Here is an 18652-nt window from a genome sequence, read left to right on the forward strand (position 1 = left end):
AAATAAATTGTAGTAACACAACAGTAAACCTGTTGTAGGACAGCAATAAAAACATAACACAATCTTAAGTGGCTGAGATTATATGACGTAAAGATGACAGTTGTGTTACAGACATTATTTATAGGAGAAATATCGAATGATGCGTTATATTATTACTCTTCAAGCACCTGATAGGAAAGGCTTAGTAGAACAAATAGCCAATGTAGTAAGCCGACATAATGGCAACTGGCTAGACTCGGAAATGCGCCATCTAGATGGCGTTTTTGCCGCGATATTACAATTAGAAGTCCCAGCGCTAAAATGGGATGCATTAGTTGACGCCTTAGAATGCATTGACGGCTTAGCCTTAACCTTTGCTAAAACCACCTTAAGCACGAAACCGATTAAGCATCTGTATTACAACTTAATCGCATACGATCGCCCCGGGATTGTGTTGCACATCTCTAATAAAATGAATGCGTTAGGCGTAAACATTGAACAGTTTAGTAGCCAATACGAAACGGCCAGCCACACAGGCATTGCGTTATTTAGAGCGACAATGGCATTTGGCTTAACCGATCCCGCTCAAGAGGAGCAAATCACGGCATCACTTTATGAAATGGGTGATGATGTTGTATTAGATAAGCTCAGTAAATTAGCATAAGTTGAATTTAACGTTTAAGGCAAAAACAAACAAGGCAAATTAAGGCTAAAATCCGTTTTCATCATCTGCTAAACTGCCACATAATAATGACGATAAATGGATTAACCATGTTTGGAACGCTATCAAAACTGAAAACCCACCTCAATGATGACCATGAGGTGGAGTATCATTTACCTGTCGGAGAAGCGCGTTTAGCGCTTAACCCGCTTATTGGTAAGTCATTAACCATGACTCATACGGGTAATATTTTTTGCAGCAACTGCGGTAAAAAAACCAAGAAAAGTTATTCTCAGGGCCATTGTTATGTCTGCATGACAAAACTGGCCAGTTGCGACCTGTGTATAATGAAACCAGAAACATGCCACTTTGATCAAGGCACTTGCCGCGAACCAGAATGGGGCATGTCAAATTGCTTTGTGCCACATTATGTCTATTTGTCTAATACTTCAGGCATTAAAGTAGGTATTACCCGCCATACTCAAATCCCAACCCGTTGGATAGATCAAGGCGCGACTCAAGGCTTACCTATTTTTAAAGTGTCTACCCGTAAAATGTCGGGCTTAATTGAAGTTGAACTGGCAAAATTCATTAATGATAAAACCCATTGGCAAGCGATGCTAAAAGGTCATAATGATGATGTCGATTTGGTAGAGCAAGCTGCGCAGCTTATCCCGTTAATTGAAGATAAACTGCAAGCCCTCGCGGCCGAACATCAAGATATTGTCATTGAACGCCTAGACGCTAATATTCAGGCCATAAGTTATCCGATCACGCAATTCCCAGTTAAAGTAAAGTCGCATAATTTCGATAAAATTGCTGAAGTTAGCGGTATTTTACAAGGCATTAAAGGCCAATATCTTATTTTTGATACAGGGGTGATTAATATCCGTAAATTTTCATCTTACGAAGTAGATGTCAGTTATTAACCTACCTGGTTATTATCGAAATGCTCAAGTAACGAGCTCAGAGATAAACTCTGGCCTTGTTGCTTGATAGTAACGATCAACGATTACACTGAGTCACTAATAATTTACTTAACTTATAACAACAGCTTAATGAATAAATAGCCGTTGTGTTAATATTAAAACGATATATTTAGGCAAGCGTTAAAAAAATCATTATGGTGAATCATTCATTTCCCCTAGAATTCGACTTATCAAAATAGCTTATTAATCCACTACAGAGACCCTTTCATGGAGTTAGTATTCGCCATTGCGTTATTTGCTTTTTCTGCCGGCATTACTCCTGGCCCGAACAACATTATGTTAATGACCTCTGGAGTGAACTTTGGTATTAAGCGAAGTATTCCTCACTTAATGGGTATAAGCTTAGGTTTTCCGACCATGATATTGGCCGTCGGGCTTGGGTTAAGCGCAATATTTAAAGCTTATCCCTTCATCCATATTGTGATTAAAGTTATTGGTATCAGTTACCTGCTTTACCTATCATGGCTCATTGCCAATAGCAGCAGTAAAATGGAAGGCAAACCGGTGAGTAAACCGTTTAGTTTTTTGCAAGCGGCTGCGTTTCAATGGGTGAATCCAAAAGGTTGGATCATGGCTGTCGGCGCCATTGCAACATTTACCTCAGTGCAGCAAGAGCTCAATGGCCAAGTGATTACCATTGCCAGCGTATTTTTGTGTGTGGCATTTCCCTGTGCAATTGTCTGGCTTGGATTTGGGGTGGCGCTAAAACGACTACTTAAAAATGAGCGCCAACAACGTATTTTTAATGTCACAATGGCTTTATTATTAGTAGCATCGATTATCCCAATGATGTTGCCACCCACAACTCACTGAACCATTAAATAGGGTTAAAAGGTTACATAATGGAACCACATGAATGCCTCACTCACACTGAAAAATGGGTGAAAGATGTCATTATGAAATACAACATTTGCCCGTTTGCCCGTCGAGAGGTCGAACGTGCCAGCATTCGTTATGTTGCCATTGAAGAAACCAAAGTAGCAAAAGTGCTTAATGCGTTAATACAAGAATGCCAATACTTGGACAATCATCCTCAAACTGAAACCACACTGTTTATTCTGCCTCGTGGATTTGAAGGCTTCTACCCTTATTTAGACATAGTCGATTATGCAAATGATGAATTGGTTGAGCAAGGTTATGAAGGCATTTACCAACTCGCCAGTTTTCACCCAGACTATTGCTTTGAAGGTGAACCCCAAGACAGTCCGGCTAATTTTACCAATCGTTCTCCCTACCCTTGCCTGCATATTATCCGTGAAGCCAGTATGGAAATAGCGTTAGCAAGCTATACCGACCCCGAATCCATTCCTGAGCGGAATATTGCTTTTGCAGAGCGTAAAGGCAGCGATTTTTTTGTGACCTTATTGCAAAACTGCACCAAGTAGCCTTGGTACTCGGGTAAGAGCGATACAGGCCGATGACAAGCGGTGACAAGCGATTAAAGCCTAGAGGCTAGAGCGGACTTAGTCCTGCTAGATCGCTGCGCTAATATACAAGCAAGTAACAGCTAGATGAAACGATCTAGCATCTAGGTCCATTCATTCTTTCCGCTTTTCTAGCCTCTAGTAGCGAAGCTATTTAACATCTAGGTTCTTATCGTTCTTTCCCATTGTTGTCGTTATTGAGACAAAATTCACTGATCAATTTTGGCCATTCATTGACATCATCTATCGAGTGAGCAATGTGTAACGTCGAATGTGGTAATATTTTATGCAACTCAATGGCGGTCTCAATGGGGTGAGCCTTATCACCCTCCCAGGCTAAAATCAGGGTTGGCATAGTCAATGTGGCAATGTGTTGTTTATTTGGCAGATCATTGAGGGCGGCTGCGCGAAACAGTCGGTCAAGCGTTTGACGTGTCATCAATTTTAATCCATCTAACATGCCCAGCACACTGTGTTCATGGCCATTAATCAGCCAACTTGGTAGCATTTTATCCCAATGTTTGGCGATTATCCTGGCTAACCCTTTACCGCCAAAAATACGCGCTGCTTTGGCCATTTTAGGGTAAATATCCACTTGTGCCGCCCGTGCATCCCATGCTGTGGGCGGGTTCATCAGGATCAATCCTTTTACTTTTTCTGGATACTTCAATGCAGCATATAAGCTCGTGACACTGCCCATTGATTGACCGCCTAAAATAAGCTCTGATGGCGCGCTTAAATGCGTGGCGATGCTTATCATGTCATTCGCCAATTCTGGCCATAAATAGTCTTCAACGCACTTACCGGCTGAAGACAAGCCATGACCAACGGCGTCATAACGAATAAGCTGTAATTTTTTTGGAAATCGATGCCAGGCATATAAACCAATCGCATCTTCACTTTGGATGCTGCCGGTTGAGCCATGGGCCCAAATAAGGGTCTGTCCCATACCGCTAATGGAACAATTAAACTGATTAATATTAAATTGCTCTGTCATGGCCTATCGCGCTCCTAATGAGTCAACTTATCCTTTTACAATTTCAATCAGTCTATTGATAAATAGAATAACTGCATCTGTGGTATCAAACCGAAATGCTAGACCATAGTGAATTTCATTTAAGCCTTTGTTTCGACGGGTTGGAAATCGGGTCATTTGCGCATTATGGTAATAATCATATTTTGCGTGTACGCCATCTATAGTCGCCAATTCTGTCGAAAAAATTTCAAATGCCGGACGGATAATCAGTAATGGCGTTTGTCCTTCTACATGTAAATAAACCGGTTCTTTTAACTCAGGGAGCATGTATTCGGTAACATTCTTAATATTAAAATTAGTACGACATTTGAGTTCATTCAAGGTTGATGCGGCTTGTTCGAGGGTGATGCTCATAAAATAGATGCCTGTGCTGGGTAATACCATTGATTTATAACACTAGAGTATATGACTTAGGCAGGTAAATAAAAACAAAAAGCCCCGAACATTTGTTCAGGGCTAATGATGTTAATTCGTTAGTATTGGCTATAAACGATACTGGCTATAAAACCACAATTAAGCGTCGATACCTTTACTCGCCAATAACTCGTCGTAAGTGCCTTTGAAATCATTAATACCCTTGTCGGTGATTTCAATAATACGTGTGGCCAATGATGATACAAATGCACGGTCATGGGAGACGAAAATCAATGTGCCTTCGTACTTTTCAAGCGCATTATTTAATGACTCGATTGATTCCATATCCATGTGGTTGGTTGGTTCATCGAGTAACAAAATATTGGCTTTTTGCATGATAAGTTTACCGAAATACATACGGCCTTTTTCACCACCGGACAACACTTTAACGGATTTTTTAATGTCATCTGCGCCAAACAACATACGGCCTAAAATACCGCGAACAGACTGATCGTCATCGTTTTCTTTGCGCCATTGACTCATCCATTCAAATAAAGTCATGTCATTAGTAAAATCAGCTTCATGATCCTGGGCGTAGTAACCAAGATTGGCATTTTCAGACCAATTAATAGTCCCTTCGTCTTGTGGAATATCGTGCACTAAAGTACGTAGTAACGTGGTTTTACCAATACCGTTCTGACCCAAAATAGCAATACGTTCACCCACTTCAACCATTAAGTTCAGTTTGCTAAATAAGGGTTTGTCGTAACCTTTAGTTAAATTTTCGACGACCAGTGCATTTCGAAACAATTTCTTGTCTTGCTCGAAACGAATAAAGGGGTTGACGCGACTTGATGCTTTAATGTCATCAAGTTTAATTTTATCAATTTGCTTAGCGCGTGATGTGGCTTGTTTCGCTTTCGATGCGTTAGCCGAGAAGCGTGCTACGAAGGTTTGTAATTCAGCAATTTGCGCTTTTTTCTTCGCGTTGTCATTCATTAAACGTTCACGTGATTGCTGTGCAGCCATCATGTATTCGTCGTAGTTACCAGGGAACACTCGCAGTTCACCGTAATCTAAGTCAGCCATATGGGTACACACTGAGTTTAAAAAGTAACGGTCATGGGAAATAATAATCATGGTGCTGTTACGTTGGTTCAACATGTCTTGTAACCAGCGAATAGTATCGATGTCCAAGTTGTTGGTCGGTTCGTCAAGTAACAATAAATCTGGATTTGAGAATAATGCTTGCGCCAATAACACCCGCAATTTGAAACCAGGAGCGATTTCGCTCATTAGCCCAAAATGTTGCTCAGTGGCAATACCCACACCAAGCAATAAATCGCCTGCACGAGCGTCTGAGGTATACCCATCCATCTCAGCAAATTCCATCTCAAGCTCAGACACTTTGATACCGTCTTCTTCACTCATTTCAGGTAAAGAATAAATACGGTCACGCTCTTGCTTCACTTTCCACAACTCTCTGTGGCCCATGATCACAGTATCAATGACTGAAAAACTTTCGTAAGCAAACTGGTCTTGGTTTAATTTACCCATGCGCTCGTTAACATCTATCGAGACGTTACCGCTTGAAGGCTCTAAATCACCGGCAAGGATTTTCATAAAGGTGGATTTACCACAACCATTCGCGCCAATTAAACCGTAGCGATTACCGCCACCAAATTTAACTGATAGGTTTTCAAACAGTGGCTTTGCGCCAAACTGCATCGTGATGTTAGCTGTTGTAATCAAAATGAAATTCCAAATCGTGTTGTGTGTTAAAGCCCATATCAAATTATCGTGTAATCGTTTGAGTTGACGTCTAGACGACCCAAGCAAGCAAAAAATGATATTGAAACTGGCATACGGCAAAGCCGAGGTAAATACGAAGCGCAATATTGTAAGGATTTTCGGGCTATTTATCAACCTAAAATGGACCGATATCGATAACAAAACAAAAGCAAACACTAACCCGGCGTTGACGGTAAAAGCTTCAACAGCCTAGAGGCTATAAAATCTATAGCAAGAGCCTAGAGCGCTGCGCTGCTAGGACGCTGCGCGGCTAGATGCTATAAAATCATAGCAGCGAAGCGACCCTAGCAGGACGCAATAAAACAAACAGCCTAGAGCGCTTCGCTGCTAGGACGCTGCGCGGCTAGATGCTATAAAAGCAAACAGCACAGCGAAACGACTCTAGCAGGATGCAGTCCGCCCTAGTCTCTAGGCTTTGACCGCTTGTCATCGCTTGCCATCGTTTTTAAAGCTTCAAATAACCAACAATATAATCCAATCCACCAATGATGGCAGCGACTTGAGCGTCGTTACATTCTTGAACGGTGACAAGTGGGCTATCGGGATAGACTTCGGTGGTGGTGTTAAAGTGATTGACTGTAATGCCGGCGCATAAACTGAGTTTTTTAACCGGATAGTTAACCACCCCAAATTGTTCAATCGGCACTTCGATAAGTTGGTTTTTATCATCTGCTGGAGCAATATGAGTCACTTTTAAGACCGAGTCGATAACCGCTTTTTGAAATGCGGGTGTTGGGTTGTCACTGTCACCGACAAGGTAGAAACCGTCAGGAATAATACCTTTGTCATATTCCACACCATCGCGAGCAGATAATACCGGTCTGAACTCCAGCTCGTCAGTATCGGTAGTTTCATGTAGGTCAATATGCGCATAAATATCGCCCAGTGTTGCGACAAATGCCATCAGTGCAGCAGACTCTTCTGCTGGGCTATTAGGATAAAAAGAACGATTAGGGTCGATGGATTTAGGATTCCAACGATTAATAGTTTCATAACCCCAAGGACTGATGCAAGGCGCTACGACTACATTAAAATATTGAGCATAGTGTTGTGCTTTCGTGGCTAAGAATTGAATCGCACCTTGTACACCACTGGTTTCATATCCATGCACGCCACCCGTCACGAGAATGGTTTTTTTATTGCTATCCCACTGCTGAGGTTTAAACGCAAACAGTGGGTATTTGTCGGCATCATAAGATAACGCGCCGTATTGTACTTGTTCAAACTGAGCGGCCAGCGGGGTTAATTTACTCACCACTTCATCTTGATATGAACGTTTTATCGTCACTTGTGCTAACCATTGGCTTTTGTCAGCATCGGTCCACTTTTGCCCTGGTGTACCAATAGGATACGCTGTTGAATTGCTCATATAACCTCGTTAATCGTTTGTTTTATTGAGTTAATCTATTAAATCTTGATTTGTTTTGGCTTAGCTAAAATGACTAATGCTATGCCTAAAAAAATGATGCAGGCTGAGATGCTAAGATGAATACTGATCGTTTCACCTAAAAACAACACGCCACCTAAGGCTGCAATGACGGGAACGGTCAGCTGTAATACCGCTGCATGGGTTGATGTTAACCCACGTAATGCTTGATACCATAATGCATACCCGACACCGGATGCCGCGCCGCCTGACAAGATGGCCAGTAGGATCCCTAATGGTGATAATATGAAGTGGCTCATTGGTTCGGTAACGGTAAACACGGACAGCAACCATACTGCGCCTATCATCACCATAACCAACGGCAAGGTCCGAATAAAATTATATCCAGTGTCGAATAGCGGTTGGCGAGACTGTTTACCCAATAAAGTGTAGCCACCCCATGCACAGCCACTGATGGCCATTAACACTAAGCCGGTAAAGGAGGGAGCGCTAACCCCAGGTAACACTAAATAGCCAAAGCCAGCAAAAGCCAATAATGCCCCAATGAACTCGAGTAACGTCAGTCGTTGACCTTGAATATGGCTGATGACCATCATGCTAATTTGCACTGCTGCAAACAAAATCAACGCACCAGTAGCGGTGTCGAGCAGTACATAAGCGTATGAAAATGCCACAGCATAGATGAACAGTAATCCCGCAGCAAACAAGCTACCTCGGCGAGTTGAGTTATTAGTGTCGATTTTACTTGGTCGCAATAACATTAATAACCACAACACCAAGGCACCTGTGGTCAAACGAATGGCCGTAAAACTGCTTGGGTCAATTAATGGCGTTGTTTGCTGGGTCGATGATAACGCCATGCGGCACAATACTGAGTTAGCCGCAAATGCAACCAAGGCTATCATGGTATACAGGGGAATAGAAAACCGCGATAAAAACGCTGATAGAGCAGACATAAACGGGGCTACTTAGCGTTGTTTTTAAAGGTGAATTTATTGACAAACCATTGTATTACAGCCACTTGCTGCACATGTGTTAAACCAAAGTAGACGCAAATCCAAGGTGAGATAAGTAAAAACCACGGTAAAGCAGCCGTCGAACGATCGGAAAAGAATAAATACAAAAAGCCGCCATAGATGATTATCACCCCTAGCACTCCAACAATTAACATGATTTTTTTAATCAGAAATTCTAATTTGGCCACGTAATAGCATCCCTAAAGAGTGAAAAAATAACGCCAAGCTAATACGAATAGTATTAGCTTGGCGTGACAGCATCATAACAAACTTAAAGCAGATATCATCGCTTATAAACGAATACCACCATCAATTTCGAACACTCGGCCATTCACATAATCATTTTCAATGATAAAACGCACCGTTGAAGCAATTTCTTCTGGCTGACCTAAACGGCCAACTGGAACCATTTTTTCAAGGCGTTCTAACGCTTCTGGTTTCATGGCGGCGGTCATTTCAGTAGCAATAACACCTGGAGCAACTGCGGCACTGCGAATGTTATAGCGCGCGAGTTCTTTGGCCCAGCCTACGGACATGGCTGCTACGCCCGCTTTAGACGCCGAATAATTAGACTGCCCCATATTACCGGATTTAGCTAAGCTAGAAATATTAATGATCACCCCAGCTTGGCCCGTTTCAATCATGGCTGCAGCCGCTTCGCGACCACACAAAAAAGTGCCGGTTAAGTTTACGTTGATCACCGATTGAAATTGCTGATACGACATGCGGTCGATCACTTTGCCTTCTTTGGCTTTGACCATTAACCCGTCACGTAAAATACCGGCGTTGTTAATTAACACATTCACTTGACCAAAATCTTCAACAATATATTTAAAGCCAGCGACGACATCTTCTTCATCAGTAATGTCTAAGGCGTAGCCTTGTACTTCAGTTGTTGAACCTAAATCAGCACAGGCTTCTTCAAGCTTGGTTTGATCAACATCGATAAGCGCCAATTTAGCCCCTCGAGCAGCTAAATCGTGCGCCATTGCCAGACCTAGTCCACCTGCTCCGCCAGTAATGACGACAACCTTATCTTTTAATTCCATCAACTGAATCCTTTATTTTTTCTTTGAAAATTGTTCAAAAATACTCGAAAAATCGCGACGACCATGGCCTTGACGAGCATGATTAACATATAAGCTACGAGCCAGAGAACTCATTGGTGTGCTTGAATTAGAGGCGACTGCCGCTTCTTGCGACAAGCCTAAATCTTTGACCATCAAGTCAACCATAAAGCCACCTTGATAATCGTTAGACGACGGTACGTTTTCCATCACATCAGGGCATGGATTATACTTTTCTAAGGTCCAGTTACCGCCACTGCTGACTTTCATGATATCAGATAGCACTTTAGGATCTAAGCCATTATCCAAACCTAATTGTAATGACTCACTGGTACCGACCATTAACACAGACAACAGCATGTTGTTACAAATCTTGGCAATTTGACCTGCCCCTACCGCGCCAGCATGGAAAATATTGCCGCCCATAACCGTCAACACCGTTTGCGCTTGTTGATAAGCTTGGTCAGTCCCGCCACAGATAAAGGTTAAGGTGCCTGCTGCAGCGCCTGCCGTGCCGCCAGAGACTGGTGCATCCATAAACTCAATCCCTTTCTCGGCGGCTTTAGCACCCACTAAACGGGCGCTATCGGCATCGATGGTAGAGCAATCAATTAATAATGCCTGTTTTGACACCACCTCTAGTAGGCCTTTATTGTTGTCATCACCTAAATACAAACTGCGCACATGCTTACCTGCAGGTAGCATGGTAATCACAAAATCGGCCGATGCCGCTGCACCACACGCCGTTTTGGCGCTTAATGCACCTTGTGCAGTTAAGGCTTCTACTGCCGCCGGATTTAAGTCAAACACCTTAACGGTTAAGCCGGCTTTAACTAAATTGGCCGCCATTGGGCCGCCCATGTTACCTAAACCAATAAATGCTACTGTTGCCATATTGCTCATCCTTTTTAATTAAAGCTTGCTAATGGGTGTTTATCTGCAGCCCAAGGCGATGCGACTAACTGGGCAATCTTGTTTGCGTCCACAGCCTCTACATCAGTAAACAACCATTGTGGGCTTCGGTCTTTATCTATCAATAATGCTCGAATGCCTTCGCAAAAATCACCCATGGAGCAACAATTAACGCTCACGCCTAACTCCCATTTAAAGCATTCTGCCAAGCTAAGATCGTTACCCAATGCTGCCTGAGCAAAAATTAAATGCCAGCTAATCGGGCTGCCAGCTAATGCGGTTTTTTGCGCACGTTTAAGCCAATCAAGTTCAGTATTTAGGGTTGATAATTGGTGATGTACGTCAAGAATGTCACCGGCCATTAATAAATCGATTTGGCTTTGAAATTGTTGCAAAGGACTGGTTGGCAGCGATGCTAAATGCGGCTGAGTCATGCCAGTGAGCAAGTCACTCAATAAGTGATGATTCTGCTCACTATCTTGACTCCAAGCCAGTTCAGCCATGGCATCGAAAAATGGCTCTTTTTCATCGCTATTAAGATAATGATTACCCAAGCCAACATGCAGCGCATCTGCTGCCCCCATGTTGTAAGCCGTTAAGCCTAAAAACAGCCCAGTTTTACCCGGCATACGATTTAAAAAGTAGCTAGCGCCTACATCAGGGTATAGCCCAATGGTGACTTCTGGCATCGCAATACGGCTGCGTTCAGTGACAACTCGATGACTTCCACCCGCCATTAATCCTAACCCGCCGCCCATCACAATACCGTCGCCCCACACCAATACGGGTTTACCGAATTGATGCAGTAAATAATCAAGCTGATATTCTTGGGTAAAAAAATCACCGGCTTCTGCGGTCAAGTTATTCGGGTTTGCCACTGCAGCATGATAAATCGCTCGCACATCCCCCCCCGCGCAGAAGGCTTTGTCGCCTGCACCATCCATTACCACACAAGCAATACTATCGTCCTGCTGCCACTGAGTTAGCTGCGCTTGCATGGCTTGCAACATGTCGAGATTCAATGCATTAAGCGCTTTTTCGATATTGAGCGTGACCACACCAATTGATTGGCCTGATAGCGTCCCTAATGTTTGAAATATTACATCTTGAGTCATTAGCCGTTCTTCCATTTTGGGGTGCGTTTTTGAAAAAAGGCATTCACACCTTCAGTTTGATCTTCAGTATCAAATAAACCAATAAACCGCTCACGCTCAAGCGGCAGCGCTTGTGTACGCGCCATTGTGCGCCCAGCTTGAATAAGAGGTTTACATACGTTAACACTGCAAGGTGACTGTCTAGCTACTTTAGCTGCCAGAGCAACAGCGGCATTCAATGCTTGACCTTTTTCGACCATTTCTTCAACTAAACCGATTTTCTCTGCTTTAGTGGCATCAATAAGTTCACCACACAAAATCATCCGCTTAGCCCAACCTTCGCCAACTAATGCGGTTAAGTTTTGGGTGCCACCGGCGCAAGGCGATAATCCTACTGATGCTTCAGGCAATGCCATTTTCGCTTGCGCTTCAGCGATACGTAAGTCGCAAGCTAACGCCACTTCTAATCCACCGCTAATGGCATAACCATTAATGGCAGCAATCGACACACCGCGAAACGCACTTAAGGCTTCAAACGCTTCACCAAAATGTTCCGCCATGGAAGCTGCATTGACTTTATCGCCGTCGGCAAACAAATTTAAATCTGCACCTGCTGAAAAAAATTTATCCCCTTGACCTGTGATCACCAAAGCATAAATAGTTTTGTTTTGGTTTAGCTTAAGCACTGTGTGTTTCAGCGCTTGTAAACTATCAGCGGTCCAAGTATTGGCTGGCGGATTATTCAGGGTCAAAATAGCCGTATGGCCTATAATATGTTCAAGAATATCGGGTTGTGTAGTCATAACCTTATTTCCTTATGCTAGAAAATCAGTTGTGGATCATTCAGTTGTAGAATAGTCAGTAGTGAACCTGTTTGTTACAGGATAGGATGAGCATCGCTGGCTAACAAACGACGGGCAATAATTAAGCGCATTATCTCATTGGTGCCCTCTAAAATTTGGTGCACGCGTACATCGCGGAAATGACGTTCTAATGGATATTCGCGGATGTAACCGTAACCACCATGAATTTGCAACGCACTGTCACATACTTGAAAACCAACATCGGTGGCAAAGCGTTTTGCCATGGCACAATAGGCGCTGGCTTCAGGGTCTTGGGTATCTAATTTAAATGCCGCTAAACGCACCATTTGACGCGCAGCAACCAGTTCAGTCGCCATATCTGCAAGTTTAAACTGCAATGCTTGAAAAGCCGCTAATGGCTTACCAAACTGTTTACGCTCATTCATGTATTGGGTGGCGTGGGTTAATGCCGCTTGAGCGGTACCAATTGAACAGGTGGCAATGTTAATCCGTCCGCCGTCTAAGCCTTTCATCGCAAACGTAAAGCCTTGGCCTTCTTCACCGAGTAAATTGGCCGCTGGCACACGTACGTTTTCAAAACTGATCATTCTTGTTGGCTGAGCGTTCCAGCCCATTTTATCTTCAGCTTTACCATAGGTTACTCCAGCGGCATCAGCTGGTACCGCAATGGCTGAAATGCCTTTAGGGCCTGGCTCACCAGTGCGGCACATCACCACCAAAAGCTCGGTTTCTCCGGCGCCTGAAATAAACATTTTCGATCCTGTGATCAGGTAATCATCACCGTCACGCACGGCTTTAGTTTGCAGTGATGCAGCATCACTGCCCGCGCCAGACTCAGTTAAACAGTATGAAGCCAATAATTGTCCGGTAGTTAAGCCTTCAGACCACTGTTGACGTAGGGTTTCAGTGCCCCAAGTAGTGACCATCCAAGTGGCCATATTATGAATGGTTAACATCGCCGTAGTGGTGGTACAACCATGGGCTAATTCTTCAAAAATAATCGAGGCGTCTAAGCGAGATAAGCCCATGCCACCTTCAGATTCAGGCGAATACAATGAACAAAACCCTAGCTCGCCGGCTTTTTGAATCACGTCTTTAGGAAAATGATGCTCTTCGTCCCACTTGGCGGCGAATGGCGCGAGTTGTTCTGCGGCAAATTGACGGGCTAAATCAGCAAACTGACGCTGATCTTCATTTAAATTAAAATCCATGCTGGACTCCTGTTATTGTCTTGGATGACTCTTGGGTCATTTTATCTTTTGCCCGCCTGCAGCTTAAGCTGCTTAACCATTATAGTGTCTGGTCTTGCTACACCATCATAAAATGGCGCGAGTCAACATTGTCTTGTTGTGTTGGCAGATAAATGTTGCCGCGATAAATCAATAAACTATCGCGACAAATGGATACTAACCCCAATGGAGCTTATTTGAGATCAATGCTCATGTTAGGGCCGCTAACGGCTTCTGCATCAAACCAGCGCGAGGTAATGGTTTTAGTTTCGGTGCAAAAACGCACAGCTTGTTTGCCATAAGCGTGTTGATCACCATAGAAACTGCCTTTCCAACCGGTAAATGAAAAGAAAGGTAATGGCACTGGAATTGGCACGTTAATGCCCACTTGGCCAACTTCAATTTCGTGTTGATATTTACGGGCCGCCCCGCCCGAAGCGGTAAAGATTGAGGTACCATTGCCATAAGGGCTATTGTTCACCAGCTCGATAGCATCGTCTAAATTTTCGGCTTCCATACAACACAGGACGGGGCCAAATATTTCTTCTTTGTAAATGCTCATGTCGGTGGTGACATTGGTAAACATGGTTGGGCCAACCCAGTTACCTGACTCATACCCTGCAACCGTAAAGTCACTACCATCGAGTAAACATTCAGCGCCTTCGGCTTTACCTTGGGCAATTAATTTCAGCACCCGTACTTTAGCTGCTGGGCTAATGACAGGGCCATAGGCTGCGTCTTTGTCATCCCATAAACCCGGACGAACCTTGGCTAACGCTTGTTTTAATTCTGGGATCCACTCTTTGGCTTTACCGACAAAAATCGCTACTGAAATCGCCATACAACGCTGACCAGCTGCACCAACAGAGGCGCCAACCATGTTGTTGATCACTTGCTGCTTGTTCGCATCTGGCATGATCACGCAGTGGTTTTTAGCCCCCGCGAAGGCTTGCACGCGTTTTAGGTTGTCAGTACCGGTTTTATAAATATATTGGCCAACCCCCACCGAGCCTACAAACGAAATCGCTTTAATGGCTGGGTCTCTTAGCAAAATGTCGACTGCTGTCTTGTCGCCATGGATAAGTTGTAATACGCCTTTTGGCGCGCCAGCTTCAACAAACAATTCCACTAAACGTTGTGGCGTCATAGGATCTTGTTCAGATGGTTTTAAAATAAAGGTATTACCACAAGCAATCGATAACGGGAACATCCATAACGGGATCATCGCGGGGAAGTTAAACGGGGTAATACCGGCGCATACACCCAATGGTTGAGTGTAGCTATAGGTATCGATATTACGGGCGACGTTTTCAACGGTTTCGCCCATCATTAATGTTGCAACACCACAAGCATGTTCGGCCACTTCAATACCGCGCCATACATCACCTTTAGCATCTTCAAAGGTTTTACCTGTCTCTTGAGCCAAAATCGAGGCCAATTCGTCGTGATGTTCTTTGAGTAAATGTTGGTAACGCAACATGACCCGAGCACGCTCGGACACTGGCACTTCTTTCCAGGTTTTGAACGCTTGCTTGGCACTGTCAATCGCCAACTCTACTTCGGCAGTGGTTGCACAGTTAATTTTTGCGATAACCGTATTGTTGGCTGGGTTGGTGACGTCAATATTGCGATCGCCGCAACCATGAGTGAATTCGCCATCAATATAATGCTTAACTTGTGTGATCATGTTGCTTTCCTCGATCCTTGAATATCTTGTGAGTGAATAACATCACTCGTATTGAGTTACTGCACAGGTAATGCGGATTATTATGGTTGTCAGTATCACATTTAATGTGGCTGCGTTTGCTTCTACCTGTGCGGTAGTGTTGTTGAACTAATGCCTTGTTGAGCTTAGCTAATGTTGATTTTTACACTTCAATCGCCATGGCGGTGGCTTCACCGCCACCAATGCATAACGATGCCACACCACGCTTTAAGCCACGAGCTTTTAAGGCATAAATCAGTGTGACTAATAAACGCGCACCAGAACAACCAATAGGATGGCCTAACGCACAGGCACCGCCATTAACGTTGACTTTGTTGGCATCTAAGCCTAGTTCTGAAATCGCTAACATGCTCACCATGGCAAAGGCTTCGTTGATTTCATATAAATCGACATCGCCTTTATTCCACTGCACTTTTTCGAACAATTTTTGCATCGCGCCAACAGGTGCGGTGGTAAACATTGATGGTTCTTGTGAATGAGTGGTGTGGCCTTTGATGGTGGCTAATACGTTTAAGCCAAGTTGTTGTGCTTTGTCTCGGGTCATCAACATTAATGCTGCTGCGCCATCTGATATTGAACTTGAATTGGCTGCGGTGATGGTGCCGTCCTTGGTAAAAGCGGCACGCAGTGTTGGAATTTTTTCTGGCCGCGCGTTACCGGGCTGCTCGTCAGTATCAACGGTGACATCGCCGCGGCGAGTGCTGATATGAACGGGTACCACTTCGTCTTTAAATGCGCCTGACTGAATCGCACGATTGGCTTTTTCTAGTGAAGCCAAGGCAAACGCGTCCATTTGTTGGCGAGTTAAGCCAAAGTCGTCGGCCGTTTTTTGCGCAAACGTGCCCATAGCACCGCCAGTGTAAGCATCTTCAAGACCGTCTAAAAACATGTGGTCGATGACTTTACCGTGGCCCATACGCATCCCACTGCGCGCTTTGTCGAGTAAGTATGGTGCCTGGCTCATGTTTTCCATGCCTCCCGCAATAACCACATTATTGCTACCCGCTTTAATTAAATCGTGGGCTAACATGACCGCTTTCATGCCTGAACCACAGACTTTATTGACCGTAGTTGCGCCTACGCTAAAAGGTAAACCAGCCCCCATAGTGGCTTGGCGAGCGGGCGCCTGTCCAAGACCTGCTGGTAATACACAACCCATTAATACTTCGTCGACGCTATTGTCACTCACACCCGTTTGGGCTAATAAGCCTTTAATCGCGGTAGCAGCTAATACCGGAGATGCCACTTCAGATAACGCCCCTTGAAACCCACCCATTGGTGTACGCTTCGCAGCAACAATAACGATATCTTGACCTGTTTGCTCTGTACTCATAACCACTCCAATTTACTGCGCGTAAAAATTAACATCAATAATATGAATATCACTCTGACGTTGACGCGAACGTAAAGCAAGTAAAAAATGGTCTAAACTGTGATGTTAATCTCACTGAGTTGTCATTGAAGATTTACACTTGATAAAAACAGATCGGAATTGATAACTAATTAACTGTTTGTAATAGCGTTATTAGCTATAGGTGTTACTGAGGATAACTGAATTAAACTTTAGTCTATGAGGTATATCTATAAGGTAAGTCTACCGGAAGAAATGGAGCTCGGTAGGCTTTTAGTCATCGAACTTCAGCCAAAATCGACATTCACTCGAGTCACAATTATCTGAATGTCAGAGAAACAAAAGGCTACTACACGTTATCGCGTAATAGCCCCAATGTAAGTAACCCCATCTTTAAACCCGAGTTAAGGTTAAGTAAATTGGTTAGTTAGTTGATCAATATATCACTAGGTTATTTTTTATTTTCCCATGGCGTTTTGGCATTCATGTCTGATAAATCATAAGGTGTTAACTGATAAACGTAATAGTTAAGCCAATTACTGACTAATAAACTGCCATGGCTATGCCAACGGACAATAGGGTCTTGATTGGGATCATCTTGACGGTAATAATTTTTTGGAATATCAGGGTTAAGTCCCTGGCCCACATCGCGGACATATTCTTCGTTTAACGTGTCTTTTTGATACTCAGGATGACCCATAACAAACACATTATGGTTATCGCGACTGAGCACAATATAGGCCCCAGCTTCATCAGATTCTGCCAACACTTCTAAATCAGGATGTTGGCGAACTTGTTCGATGTCCATTTCAGCAAATCGTGAATGCGGCGCAAAAAATTCATCATCAAAACCACGTAATAATGGGTGCGGATCGCTGGTTCGGCGATGATTAAATACCCCTGTACGTTTGTTCGCTAATAACCGACGGTGCAAATCATATAGATGATAAAAACCAGCATGAGCAGCCCAACACAAAAATAATACTGATGTCACATGTTGTTGCGACCAATCAATAATCTCGCGAATATGGTCCCAATATTCAACATCTTTAAAATCAATTTGCCCTAGCGGCGCGCCCGTAATAATCAAGCCATCGTAATTGTTATGTCTGATGTCTTCAAAATCACGATAAAAAGTATTCATGTGATCCACTGAAGTGTGCTTCGATTCTTTATCATGAATGCGTAATAAATCAACCCCTACCTGCAATGGTGTGTTACCCAGTAAACGTAATAGTTGGGTTTCTGTTTCGATTTTATTAGGCATTAAATTCAAGATTAATACCCGCATTGGACGAATGTCCTGATTGGCTGCACGGGTTTCTGACATCACAAAGATATTTTCTGACTCTAAAATACTTGCCGCTGGCAGGTTATCTGGAATTCGAACCGGCATACTTGTTACCTTTTGTGTGGATTAAACAAATTATCTTGCGTTTGTAACCATAAGCATCTTACTTAACGATGAGCTTGTCGTAACGATCATATCGTCGCATAACCGACTTACATAGAATGTGCAGACATAATTAACGTATTTAACCCTGCATTTATTACCGATTGAGATCACAAAACCGATATAAATTTTTGCCAAAACACCGCCCAAACATCTGCATTATCATCGTCACATTATATTAAAAAAATAATGATCTACCTGTCTATAAGGCTTGTAACGCGCTCGACTACCCTATCATGGCCGTGAGTACTAAGCGCTCACGGTTAACAGCTTTTATCATACACAAGGATGTCTAGAAGTCTACACGTCTTAGTTGAAAAATTTTCCTGCTTGTTATC

At 43.5% G+C, this 18652-nt stretch carries 18 protein-coding genes; 4 read left to right on the forward strand and 14 right to left on the reverse strand.

Features of this window, described 5'->3' with window-relative positions:
* Positions 1 to 136 precede the first annotated feature (136 nt).
* The 4 genes from CXF80_RS07070 (at position 137) to CXF80_RS07085 (ending at position 3014) form a co-directional block, all read left to right on the forward strand.
* Complete coding sequence (locus CXF80_RS07070) at positions 137 to 643, forward strand: glycine cleavage system protein R (RefSeq protein ID WP_101032213.1); 507 nt, start codon at positions 137 to 139, stop codon at positions 641 to 643.
* A gap of 107 nt (positions 644 to 750) precedes the next feature.
* The gene (locus tag CXF80_RS07075; protein ID WP_101032214.1) at positions 751 to 1569 is read left to right on the forward strand and encodes a DUF2797 domain-containing protein; all 819 of its coding nucleotides are present in this window, start codon (positions 751 to 753) and stop codon (positions 1567 to 1569) included.
* 267 nt (positions 1570 to 1836) lie between these two features.
* Positions 1837 to 2442, forward strand: a complete 606-nt coding sequence (locus tag CXF80_RS07080; RefSeq protein WP_101032215.1) for a LysE family translocator — start codon at positions 1837 to 1839, stop codon at positions 2440 to 2442.
* Between the two features lie 29 nt (positions 2443 to 2471).
* Positions 2472 to 3014: a DUF1415 domain-containing protein gene (locus CXF80_RS07085; RefSeq protein WP_101032216.1), complete on the forward strand. Its 543-nt coding sequence runs from the start codon at positions 2472 to 2474 to the stop codon at positions 3012 to 3014.
* A gap of 208 nt (positions 3015 to 3222) precedes the next feature.
* Here the strand turns inward: CXF80_RS07085 and CXF80_RS07090 are convergent, their stop codons facing one another.
* The 14 genes from CXF80_RS07090 to metA form a co-directional block, all read right to left on the reverse strand.
* Entirely contained in the window at positions 3223 to 4050 is an 828-nt protein-coding gene (locus tag CXF80_RS07090; protein ID WP_101032217.1) for an alpha/beta fold hydrolase, read from the reverse strand.
* A gap of 27 nt (positions 4051 to 4077) precedes the next feature.
* A complete protein-coding gene (locus CXF80_RS07095; protein ID WP_164839502.1) occupies positions 4078 to 4443 on the reverse strand; it encodes a hypothetical protein in 366 nt (121 codons plus the stop codon).
* A gap of 159 nt (positions 4444 to 4602) precedes the next feature.
* Positions 4603 to 6195 (reverse strand): ABC-F family ATPase, encoded by a 1593-nt coding sequence (locus tag CXF80_RS07100; RefSeq protein ID WP_101032219.1) that lies wholly within the window; start codon positions 6193 to 6195, stop codon positions 4603 to 4605.
* Between the two features lie 505 nt (positions 6196 to 6700).
* The gene (locus CXF80_RS07105; RefSeq protein ID WP_101032220.1) at positions 6701 to 7624 is read right to left on the reverse strand and encodes a M14 family metallopeptidase; all 924 of its coding nucleotides are present in this window, start codon (positions 7622 to 7624) and stop codon (positions 6701 to 6703) included.
* Positions 7625 to 7662: 38 nt separating this feature from the next.
* Positions 7663 to 8598, reverse strand: coding sequence for a DMT family transporter (locus tag CXF80_RS07110; protein WP_198554742.1), 936 nt, complete (start codon positions 8596 to 8598; stop codon positions 7663 to 7665).
* An 8-nt stretch (positions 8599 to 8606) separates the two neighbouring features.
* Positions 8607 to 8813, reverse strand: a complete 207-nt coding sequence (locus CXF80_RS07115; protein WP_101034701.1) for a hypothetical protein — start codon at positions 8811 to 8813, stop codon at positions 8607 to 8609.
* 135 nt (positions 8814 to 8948) lie between these two features.
* Entirely contained in the window at positions 8949 to 9707 is a 759-nt protein-coding gene (locus CXF80_RS07120; protein ID WP_101032221.1) for an SDR family oxidoreductase, read from the reverse strand.
* A gap of 12 nt (positions 9708 to 9719) precedes the next feature.
* Positions 9720 to 10619, reverse strand: coding sequence for a 3-hydroxyisobutyrate dehydrogenase (gene mmsB / locus CXF80_RS07125; protein ID WP_101032222.1), 900 nt, complete (start codon positions 10617 to 10619; stop codon positions 9720 to 9722).
* Positions 10620 to 10633: 14 nt separating this feature from the next.
* On the reverse strand, positions 10634 to 11752 hold the full coding sequence (locus CXF80_RS07130; protein ID WP_101032223.1) for an enoyl-CoA hydratase/isomerase family protein: 1119 nt from the start codon (positions 11750 to 11752) through the stop codon (positions 10634 to 10636).
* Positions 11752 to 12534 (reverse strand): enoyl-CoA hydratase, encoded by a 783-nt coding sequence (locus CXF80_RS07135; RefSeq protein WP_101032224.1) that lies wholly within the window; start codon positions 12532 to 12534, stop codon positions 11752 to 11754. Before CXF80_RS07135 ends, CXF80_RS07130 begins: the two co-directional genes overlap by 1 nt.
* Before the next feature lie 74 nt (positions 12535 to 12608).
* Positions 12609 to 13766: an acyl-CoA dehydrogenase family protein gene (locus tag CXF80_RS07140; protein WP_101032225.1), complete on the reverse strand. Its 1158-nt coding sequence runs from the start codon at positions 13764 to 13766 to the stop codon at positions 12609 to 12611.
* Between the two features lie 211 nt (positions 13767 to 13977).
* Positions 13978 to 15471, reverse strand: coding sequence for a CoA-acylating methylmalonate-semialdehyde dehydrogenase (locus CXF80_RS07145; RefSeq protein WP_101032226.1), 1494 nt, complete (start codon positions 15469 to 15471; stop codon positions 13978 to 13980).
* Between the two features lie 181 nt (positions 15472 to 15652).
* Positions 15653 to 16843, reverse strand: a complete 1191-nt coding sequence (locus CXF80_RS07150; RefSeq protein WP_101032227.1) for a thiolase family protein — start codon at positions 16841 to 16843, stop codon at positions 15653 to 15655.
* 469 nt (positions 16844 to 17312) lie between these two features.
* Positions 17313 to 18257 carry a homoserine O-acetyltransferase MetA gene (metA, locus tag CXF80_RS07155; protein ID WP_101032228.1) on the reverse strand — a complete coding sequence of 315 codons (945 nt, stop codon included), beginning with the start codon at positions 18255 to 18257 and terminating at the stop codon, positions 17313 to 17315.
* Between the last annotated feature and the right edge of the window lie 395 nt (positions 18258 to 18652).

The sequence above is a fragment of the Shewanella sp. Actino-trap-3 genome, from assembly GCF_002836275.1.
Lineage (GTDB): Bacteria > Pseudomonadota > Gammaproteobacteria > Enterobacterales > Shewanellaceae > Shewanella > Shewanella psychromarinicola.